Source organism: Massilia phyllostachyos (assembly GCF_021044825.1).
Taxonomy (GTDB): Bacteria; Pseudomonadota; Gammaproteobacteria; order Burkholderiales; family Burkholderiaceae_D; genus Telluria; species Telluria phyllostachyos.
This window is the reverse complement of the sequence record NZ_JAJNOC010000012.1, coordinates 141,503-150,963: the sequence shown is the minus strand read 5'-3', so window position 1 is coordinate 150,963 and position 9,461 is coordinate 141,503. Positions and strand designations below refer to the sequence as shown.

At 63.2% G+C, this 9,461-nt stretch carries 7 protein-coding genes and 1 tRNA gene; 5 read left to right on the top strand and 3 right to left on the bottom strand.

Annotated elements, in window-relative coordinates:
* On the bottom strand, positions 1-610 hold a 610-nt coding region (locus LQ564_RS24220; RefSeq protein WP_503827157.1), incomplete at its 3' end, for an RIFT barrel domain-containing protein.
* Between the two features lie 258 nt (positions 611-868).
* On the bottom strand, positions 869-1,756 hold the full coding sequence (locus LQ564_RS24215; RefSeq protein WP_231060682.1) for a c-type cytochrome: 888 nt from the start codon (positions 1,754-1,756) through the stop codon (positions 869-871).
* A 195-nt stretch (positions 1,757-1,951) separates the two neighbouring features.
* Here LQ564_RS24215 and LQ564_RS24210 point away from each other — a divergent pair.
* Positions 1,952-2,027: transfer RNA gene (locus LQ564_RS24210), tRNA-Arg, on the top strand.
* Between the two features lie 59 nt (positions 2,028-2,086).
* Here LQ564_RS24210 and LQ564_RS24205 read toward each other — a convergent pair.
* Positions 2,087-3,040: a hypothetical protein gene (locus tag LQ564_RS24205; protein WP_231060681.1), complete on the bottom strand. Its 954-nt coding sequence runs from the start codon at positions 3,038-3,040 to the stop codon at positions 2,087-2,089.
* Positions 3,041-3,419: 379 nt separating this feature from the next.
* Here LQ564_RS24205 and LQ564_RS24200 point away from each other — a divergent pair, with 379 nt between their 5' ends.
* The 4 genes from LQ564_RS24200 to prsK all read left to right on the top strand — a co-directional run bounded on the left by LQ564_RS24200 (position 3,420) and on the right by prsK (position 9,457).
* Complete coding sequence (locus LQ564_RS24200; RefSeq protein ID WP_231060680.1) at positions 3,420-4,709, top strand: nucleotide sugar dehydrogenase; 1,290 nt, start codon at positions 3,420-3,422, stop codon at positions 4,707-4,709.
* A gap of 79 nt (positions 4,710-4,788) precedes the next feature.
* On the top strand, positions 4,789-5,853 hold the full coding sequence (locus tag LQ564_RS24195) for an SDR family oxidoreductase (protein WP_371873542.1): 1,065 nt from the start codon (positions 4,789-4,791) through the stop codon (positions 5,851-5,853).
* Between the two features lie 15 nt (positions 5,854-5,868).
* Positions 5,869-7,272 carry a TIGR03013 family XrtA/PEP-CTERM system glycosyltransferase gene (locus LQ564_RS24190; RefSeq protein ID WP_231060678.1) on the top strand — a complete coding sequence of 468 codons (1,404 nt, stop codon included), beginning with the start codon at positions 5,869-5,871 and terminating at the stop codon, positions 7,270-7,272.
* An 85-nt stretch (positions 7,273-7,357) separates the two neighbouring features.
* Positions 7,358-9,457 (top strand): XrtA/PEP-CTERM system histidine kinase PrsK, encoded by a 2,100-nt coding sequence (gene prsK / locus LQ564_RS24185; protein WP_231060677.1) that lies wholly within the window; start codon positions 7,358-7,360, stop codon positions 9,455-9,457.
* Positions 9,458-9,461 lie beyond the last annotated feature (4 nt).

Here is a 9,461-nt window from a genome sequence, read left to right as displayed (position 1 = left end):
GCCACGCTTTCGGGGCCGCGGCCTTCAGCAGCTCGTCGGCCGAGGCGGTGTAGCGCACGCCGTTGATGGTGGCGTTGAAGGAGGTGCTGAAGCCGGCGCCCAGCAGCGAGGCGACGTTGCCGGCGGTATTGCTGACTGCCGCGGCGCTGCGGTCAAGGGTCATGGTGCGCACTTCGCCGACGCCCAGGGCCGGCAGCACTGCCGAGATGACGGCATGACGCACCGAGCCATCGGGGTGCAGGGCCTTGACGTTGAGCTGCAGCGGCACAGCGACGCCACTGTCGAGACGGCCGACCAGCGAGGTGGTGGCCAGCAGATGGCCTGGCGCGAAGACCTGAGCAAAAGTTACTGGAGCATTGGTCTGTACTGCCGAACCGGTATTCTCGAAGCGCACGCTGGTGATGGTGCCGGAGGTGCTGCTCGAGGCGTTGCTGGCCGCAGTGCCGCGGCTTTGCGGAATGTAGGTCGAGGTGCCGGCGCTGATGCTCTGGAGGCGCGAGCCTTCCATACCGCCGACCGGTGTCGAATCGACGCTCGAGCTACCGCCGCAGCCCGCCAGGATTGCACCGGCCAGGGCAGCAAAGGCGCTGCGTTGCTTAAGGGATTGCACAGGAAATTTCATTTGGGGTCTCTTCGGGAATGCGGGGTAGCGGGTACGCCCTGTCAGACCCAAAGATTACGCCAAGGAAAAATAAATTCCTAGAGGAATCACAAATTCCCTAGAGAATTTCTCCCATACGCAACACAAAATTATCCGTCTTTTAACGAATATTATTTGGTAGCAATCGTTTTCTTCCAGATTTTTAATGAAAAAGTGACAAGCGGCAACATCAGCAGAATTGCCTTTTGAATAGGAGAAAACGAGATTTTATTTCGACGAGGCAATCATAAAGTCGACCGCAGCCTTGACTTCGGTATCCGGTGCAGTCGAGCCACCCTTCGGCGGCATGACGCCGGCTTTGCCCTGGAAACCCTTGATCGCGTGCTCGTATAGTAGCGGCGCACCCTGGGCCAGGCGCGGCGCCCAGTTCGCCTTGTCGCCGACCTTCGGCGCACCGGCGATGCCGGCACCATGGCAGGCCACGCAGGCGCTGTTGTATAGGGCCTTCCCGCTATCGGCGCTGGCCACGGCCGGTGCCGCGGCAGGGGCGGCCGCAGGCGCCGCGGGGGCAGTGGCAGGGGTCGCAGCGGCAGGGGCCGGGGCCGCTGCGCTCGCAGCATCCGCAGGAGCAGCCGGCGCGGCCGGGGCAGGCGCCGCGGGTTCCTTGAAGCTGGCGCCGCTCTTGTTGCTCATGTAAACAACGGCGCGTGCGACTTCGAGATTGTCCAGGTCCGGGTTGCCGCCTTTTGCCGGCATTGCGCGAATGCCTTCGACCGCGTGCTTGACGAGGGTGTCGTAACCCTGTGCGATACGTTGTGACCAGGAAGAATTGTCTCCCAGCTTCGGTGCGCCGGCGGCGCCGCTGTCGTGGCAGGCGGCGCACACGGCGGTATAGACGGCATTGCCTGCTTGCAGGACACGCGGCGCATTGGCGTCGACCAGGGTAAAGCCTGCTTCGGCTACTGGACGCAGGCGCGCAGCGACCGCTTCCGCGCTCTGGCTGTTGGTGCCGGCGCCGACGAGACGATCGTTGGTAGCGAAGATCACGAGCAGGATGATGCCGATGACAATGACCAAGAAGAAGCCGGCGACTGCTGCAATCAGCTGTTTCGGCGTATTGATCAGGGATTGATGTTCATTGTGTGCGTCGCTCATGATTTCCTTAATTCTATTAAAAAAACCTGCCACCTAGCGCAATCGGTCAGATGCTTTTTTGCAAATGCCCATAAGCGAGCGATTATAGACATAAAGCTGCCGTAATGTAACGAAATTCCTGAGGGCAGAGTAAGCTGCCCATGGACGCGGCCCTCGAAAGACTGTATCCTTCGCATCACTTTCTGTCCCATCAATGCGGCTGTAGCTCAGTGGATAGAGTATTGGCCTCCGAAGCCAAGGGTCGTGGGTTCGATCCCCGCCAGCCGCGCCACCATTTCCTCCTGCAATTCCCCTTCCATGTCGCTTGCCGGCGCATCCCCTGCGGCAGGATTACGCCCGCACCCGCGTCGCTCCCGTATCGCGAAGCAGCGCGGGCGGCCGCTCGGCGGCGGACCAGTCCCGGTGCTGGCGCATCTTGAAGGCGGCACGCCAGCAGAGCGGGTTTGCCCGATACAGGCGGCGCGCTTCCTCGGGATGGGCCGCGATCCAGTTCAGCACCAGTTCGCGCGAGGTCGACGCGATCTGGTTGATGGGGAGGCAGCGCACGGCGAAGTGATCGCGCGCGGCGCGGTTCTCGAGGTCGCCCTGCGCCTGGCGCATGCGGCGCTTGAATTGGGACAGGATATTCTGGACCGTCAAGGCCGACTGGCCCGGCACGTCCCAGGTAGCGTCGCCATTGACCGCCACTCGTCCCGGCTGCCATTGCTGCGTGGTCGGATCCAGCGCGAACATCAATACCGCACCGATCATCGAATCCGTTCGGTACAGCCCCAGCGGCAGGCGAAACCCCGTGGCGCGCAAGCCGTCCATGGCGTGGACGGGAATCGCATGCATATTGCCGTGGAAGCCTCCGGTCTTGAGCATGGCGGCGCGCAGTGCGGGGGCCGATCGTCCGCTGCTCGGCACGCCGGTTGCGCCGAAGGCGTCTGGTTGCCGGGCCAGGCTATCCGCAAGCCGCCTGAGGCCGTCGGTGCGTGGCCTGGCGTAGCCATCGAGGAAGAATGCTGTCCGTCCAGCTGGCCAGATCCGGTGCACATATTCGTTCCACGCGTGCGCCTTGTCGCCCTGGGAAATCGACCATATCCGGATATCCCGCCCGGCGGTGCCGGTCCCGGCGGCCCACGCGGCCATGTCCTTGGCAAGTATTGCGTTTCCATTCACAAGAACGTCGGTCAGGGTTGTTTCCGGCGTCGCGGCAAGCGACGCCAGGACCGTGGAAATCAGCGTATCGACGCTCTCTCTCGACGCAATGATGGCGACGGCCCAGTTTGTAGTATCAGACATGGTGAAATAGATTTGATTTGTTGCAGTTGGTGCTTGCTGTCCACTCTGAGGGACAGGCGCACGATTCAAGCAAAGAATAACTTGATTTTTAGAAAATGCTAAAATTTTATTGCTTGCACTAGTGAAACAGAAGCAGCCCAGCAGAATATGCAGCAAAGTTGCACAGAAACAACATTTTGAATTTCCTCTAGGAAAAATTCTGGTATTTTTCCTACCCAGTAATGGATGACATAAGAATTTAGTAAATTTTTTATATCATCACATGTCAAGTGTTGTTACTCTCCGACAAATCAATGTGGCCGAGTATGCACGGTCGAGCTTACGTGCTATAGTAAAGTTAGCATAATAGCAAATCTTAATTCTTGAACGGAACCCGATAATGAAAGCAGATGAAGTCGTCGCGGTAGTAGGGCTGGGGTATGTCGGCCTGCCATTGGCAGTTGAATTCGGCAAAAAAGGGCGGACCATCGGCTTTGACCTGTCGGCTTCCAAGATCCAGAACTACAAGCAACATATCGACCCGACTGGTGAAGTCGCGAGCGAAGACCTGAAAGCCGCCCGCCATCTCGAAGTCACGACCGATCCGGCCATGCTGGCCGAAGCCGACTACATCGTGGTCGCCGTGCCGACGCCGGTCGACATCGCCCACAATCCCGACTTCACCCCGCTGATCGGCGCCAGCCGCTCGGTCGGCGCCCACATGAAAAAGGGCGCCATCGTCGTGTACGAATCGACCGTCTACCCGGGCGCCACCGAGGAAGTCTGCATCCCGCTGCTGGAAGAAAAGTCGGGTTTGAAGTGGAAAGAGGATTTTCACGTCGGCTTCTCGCCGGAGCGCATCAACCCGGGCGACAAGGAACATACCCTGACCACCATCCTGAAAGTGGTCTCCGGTGACGACGACGAGTCGCTCGAGCGCATCGCCAGCCTGTATGAATCGGTCATCACCGCCGGCGTCTATCGCGCCTCGAGCATCAAGGTGGCCGAAGCCGCGAAGGTCATCGAGAATACCCAGCGCGACCTGAACATCGCCCTGATGAACGAACTGGCGATCATCTTCGACAAGATCGGCATCGACACCCTCGAAGTGCTGAAGGCGGCCGGCACCAAGTGGAACTTCCTGCCCTTCCGTCCAGGCCTGGTCGGCGGCCACTGCATCGGCGTCGATCCCTATTACCTGACTCACAAGGCCGAGATGGTCGGCTACCACCCGCAGGTGATCCTGGCGGGCCGCCGCATCAACGACGGCATGGCCAAGTTCGTGGCCGAGAAGACCGTCAAGTCGATGATCTCCTCGGGCTTCCACGTCAAGGGTTCGAAGGTCAACGTGATCGGCTTGACCTTCAAGGAAAACTGCCCGGACCTGCGCAACTCGAAAGTGGCCGACATCGTCCACGAGCTGGCATCCTATGGCTGCGACGTCCATGTGTTCGACCCGCAGGCCGATGCCGAGGAAGCGCAGCACGAGTACGGCATCAAGCTGGAAAGCTGGGACAGCCTGCCGCAGGCGGACGCCCTGGTGGTCGCGGTGCCGCACAAGGAAGTGCTGGCGCTGTCGCTGGCGGATTTCCAGTCCAAGCTCAACCCGGATGGCTGCTTCATCGACGTCAAGTCGCAGTTCGACCCCAAGGCCCTGCAAGAGGCCGGCTACTGCGTCTGGCGCCTGTAATCCCGCCAGTCCCGTATGGAGCGCGGCGTGCAGCCGCGCCAACGCCGGCCGCGCGCCGGTGTGACCGAGAAAGTGTTCGATAGTGAATAAGTTCCAAGACGTCCAGCAACACCTGCAGCAGCATCGTTACCACTGGCTCGTGACCGGTGTGGCAGGCTTCATCGGTTCGAACCTGCTCGAATCCCTGCTGCGCCTCGGCCAGCGGGTCACCGGCCTGGACAACTTCGCGACCGGACACCGCCACAACCTCGAGATGGTGCGCGCGGCCGTCGGCGATGAGGCCTGGTCGCGCTTTGACTTCATCGAAGGCGATATCCGCAACGAGGCCGACTGCGCGCGTGCCTGCGCCGGTGTGGAGTTCGTATTGCACCAGGCCGCCCTGGGCTCGGTCTCGCGTTCGATCGACGATCCCCTGACCACCAACGCCACCAACGTCACGGGTTTCCTGAACATGCTGGTCGGCGCGCGCGACGCGAAGGTCAAGCGCTTCGTCTACGCCGCCTCGAGCTCGACCTATGGCGACCATCCGGACCTGCCGAAAGTCGAGGACCGCATCGGCAATCCGCTGTCGCCCTATGCGGTGACCAAGTACGTGAACGAGCTGTACGCCAACGTGTTCGGCCGCACCTATGGCATGGAATCGATCGGCCTGCGCTACTTCAACGTGTTCGGCCCGCGCCAGGATCCGAACGGCGCCTACGCCGCCGTGATCCCGCAGTGGGTGGCGGCGCTGATCCGCAACCAGGAACTGCGCATCAACGGCGACGGCGAGACCAGCCGCGACTTCTGCTACATCGACAACGTGGTGCAGGCCAACCTGCTGTCGGCGCTGGCGCCGCTTGAGGCGGCGAACCAGGTCTACAACGTCGCGGTCAACGAACGCACCAGCCTGACGCAGCTGTACGGGATGATGCGCGAACTGCTGCGCGAGCGCTTCCCGCACCTGGACGCGCACGCGCCGCATTACGTGGACTTCCGCCGCGGCGACGTGCGCCATTCGCAGGCCGACATCTCGAAGGCGGCGCAGCTGCTGGGCTACCAGCCCACGCACCGCATCGACCAGGGCCTGCGGCAAGCGATGGCATGGTACGTGGCGCATCTCGCGCCCACAAGCGACACCAGTGCAATACCAAATAAGCAATAAGAATCGGGGGCTACCGTGTTCAGGATCTCTAACCACTACGTATCGAAGATTGTCTTCCTGCTGCTGTTCGTCGAAGTGCTGGTGCTGCTGGGCGCGGCCTACATCGGCGTCGCGGTGCGCATGCTCGATCTCGGCGATCCCGCGGCGTCGGCGCACCTCGATCACTTCTTCACCTCGGCGGTCGCGTTCACGGTGGCGATCATCTTCAGCATGAGCGCGATGGGCATGTACCAGCTCGACTTCGACGAAGGCCTGCGCCATCCCTTCTTCATGAAGCTGATGCCTTCCTTCCTGATGGGTTTCGCGATCCTGGCGCTGCTGTTCTACATGGCGCCGGAACTGTCGTTCGGACGCGGCGCGATGGCGCTGACCTTCGCGCTGGCCGCGGTCGGCATTTTCGTGGCGCGCATGGCCTTCTTCAAGTCCTCGGAAGCGCGCTTCCTGCAGTCGCGCATCATGTTCCTGGGCGGCGGCCCGCTGGCCAAGGAGTGCAGCGAGCTGGCGCAGAAGCATTCGAACTACCACCGCTATGAGATCGCCGGCTTCATCCCGACCCCGAGCGAAGAGCTGTGCATCGACACCACCAAGGTGCTGAAGGTGCGTGACGGCGACTCGCTGGTCTCGCTGGTGCGCCAGTACAACGTGTCCGAGATCGTGGTCTCTGTGCAGAACCGCCGCGGCGGCTTCCCGATCAAGGAACTCCTCGATTGCAAGCTGCAGGGCATCCGCGTCACCGACGCCGCCACCTTCTTCGAGCGTGAGACCTGCCAGATCCGCGTCGATTCGCTGCAGCCGTCCTGGCTGGTGTTCGGCGGCGGCTTCGACCAGAGTTTCGTGCGCACCTTCATGAAGCGCACCTTCGACCTGGTGTGCAGCACCCTGATCCTGGCATTGACCTTCCCGCTGATGCTGCTGGCGGCGCTGTTCGTCAAGATGGAAGACCGCGGCCCGGTGTTCTACTCACAGGAGCGGGTCGGCAAGGACGGCAAGACCTTCTACGTGCACAAATTCCGCAGCATGCGCGTCGACGCCGAAAAGGCCGGCAAGCCGCAGTGGGCGGCGCAGAACGACCCGCGCGTGACGCGCTTCGGCAACTTCATGCGCAAGACTCGGATCGACGAGCTGCCCCAGATCCTCAACGTGTTCAAGGGCGAGATGTCGTTCGTCGGCCCGCGCCCGGAGCGCCCCTACTTCGTGGAACAGCTGATCGAAGTGGTCCCGTATTACAATGTGCGCCACAGCGTCAAGCCGGGCATCACCGGCTGGGCCCAGGTGCGCTACGGCTACGGTTCCTCGGCCGAGGACGCGCTCCAGAAGCTCCAGTACGACCTGTATTACGTGAAGAACAACAGCCTGTTCCTGGACGTGCTCATCCTGATCAATACGCTCAAGGTCGTGCTGTTCCGCAGCGGACGCTGAGCCAATCGCACCCGGCGGCCGCGTCGCCGGGCATGCCGTTTCCATTCACCGCAACCATCCGCCGCCCGCCGCCACCGTCGACTTCATGGATGTCTCCCTGACCAGCATCGCGGCCTACAGCTACGCGCTGGTATCCGCCTGCTTCCTCGTGCTGGGCGCGCCGCTCGCGGTGCGCCAGCGGCGCCGCCACGACGTGGCGCTCGGCCTGGCCTGCCTGTCCAGCGTGCTCTGGGGCGTGGCGCTGGCCTGGGAAGCCGCCTACGGCGACATGTGGTCGCCGCTGGCCGACAGCGCCGAACTGCTGCGCAACGCCGCCTGGTCGGTGTTCCTGCTGGTGCTGCGCGGCCACTTCACCGATCCCTCCAGCCGCATGCCGATGCGCCTGCAGCCGGTGCTGGTGCTGGGTGCGCTGGTCTACATCGCCTGCCTGGCGGCGGCCCTGGGCGGCTGGTGGAGCCTGGCCCAGGTCCAGCATTCCGGCGCCATGCCGATCGCGATCCGGGTCGCGATGGCGGTGGCCGGCATGCTGCTGGTCGAGCATGTGTACCGCAACCGCACCCTGCACGAACGCTGGGCCGTGAAGTTCGCCTGTCTCGGCATCGGCGCCATGTTCGCCTACGACTTCTTCCTGTACAGCCATACCCTGCTGTTCCGCGCCATCGACGCCGACATCTGGGCCGCGCGCGGCCTGATCAACGCCCTGACCGTGCCGCTGATCGCGGTCTCGCTGGGCCGCAGCAAGCTGTGGTCCTCGCCGCTGTCGGTGTCGCGCCGCGCGATGTTCCATTCCGCCACCCTGTTCGGTTCCGCCATCTACCTGCTGGCGATGGGTTCGGCCGGCTACTACCTGCGCTACTTCGGCGGCACCTGGGGCACGGTGATGCAGGTGACCTTCCTGTTCGGCGCCCTGATGCTGCTGGCCGGGGTGCTGTTCTCGGGCAGCTTCCGGGCGCGCCTGAAGGTCTTCATCAGCAAGCACTTCTACCGCTACAACTACGACTACCGCGAAGAGTGGATGCGCTTCACGCGCACCTTGTCGAAGCCGGGCCCGGACCTGGGCGAGCGCGCCATCGAGGCGGTTGCAGCACTGGTGGAAAGCCCGGGCGGTGCGCTGTGGCAGCGCACCGAAGGCGGGCGCTTCGAGCCGGTCGCGAACTGGCAGGGCCCGACGCTGGCGGCTTCGGAGCCGGCCGATTCGGCATTCTGCCAGTTCCTCGAGGCCAGCCAGTGGGTGGTCGACCTGCACGAATACGCGCACAGCCCCGACAAGTACGACGCGCTGGTGCTGCCCGAGTGGCTGGCCGGTTATCCGCGCGCCTGGCTGGTAGTTCCGCTGATCCTGCACACGCGCCTGTTCGGCTTCGTGCTGCTGCAGAACCCGCGCAGCCCGGTGAAGCTGAACTGGGAAGTGATCGACGTGCTCGAGATCGCGGGCAGCCAGGCCGCCAGCCAGCTGGCGCAGCAGGACGCCGCCAACGCGCTGATGGTGGCGCGCCAGTTCGAGTCCTTCAACCGTATGTCGACCTTCGTGGTGCACGACCTGAAGAACCTGGTGCTGCAGCTGTCGCTGATGAACGCGAACGCGGCCAAGCACAAGGACAACCCGGAGTTCCAGGCCGATATGCTGGAGACGGTCGACTACTCGGTGCAGAAGATGAAGATCATGCTGCAGAAACTGAGCCGCAGCGAGAACGCCGAGCAGCCGGCGCCGCTGGCGCTCGACCAGGTGGTGGCGCAGGCGGTGTCGCTGAAGGCCGCCTTCGTGCCGCGGCCACGGCTGGAGACCGGCGACGCCTCCCTGCGCGTGCTGGCCGACCGCGAGCGCCTCGAGCGCGTGGTCGGGCACCTGATCCAGAACGCGATCGAAGCCACGCCGCGCACCGGCAGCGTCGTCATCCGCCTGCAGCGCGAGGGCGGACGCGGACTGATCGAGATTGCCGACACCGGCGAGGGCATGAGCGAGGAATTCATCCGCGAGCGCCTGTTCAAGCCCTTCGACTCGACCAAGTCGGCCGGCATGGGCATCGGCGTGTTCGAGAGCCGTGAATACATCAATGAACTGGGCGGCAGCCTGGAGGTGAGCAGCACGCCTGGCGTGGGCACCACCTTCCGCGTGCTGTTGCCGCTCCATCAACAGGAAATGCCGGCGGACGGCGGGGCGCAAGGCGCGCCGCGCGCCGCTTGAGACG

Excerpts from the sequence above, each read along its gene's own strand:
- LQ564_RS24215 (WP_231060682.1), bottom strand. The coding sequence starts at position 1,756 with ATGAGCGACGCACACAATGAACATCAATCCCTGATCAATACGCCGAAA.
- LQ564_RS24205 (WP_231060681.1), bottom strand. The coding sequence starts at position 3,040 with ATGTCTGATACTACAAACTGGGCCGTCGCCATCATTGCGTCGAGAGAG.
- LQ564_RS24200 (WP_231060680.1), top strand. The coding sequence starts at position 3,420 with ATGAAAGCAGATGAAGTCGTCGCGGTAGTAGGGCTGGGGTATGTCGGC.
- prsK (WP_231060677.1), top strand. The coding sequence starts at position 7,358 with ATGGATGTCTCCCTGACCAGCATCGCGGCCTACAGCTACGCGCTGGTA.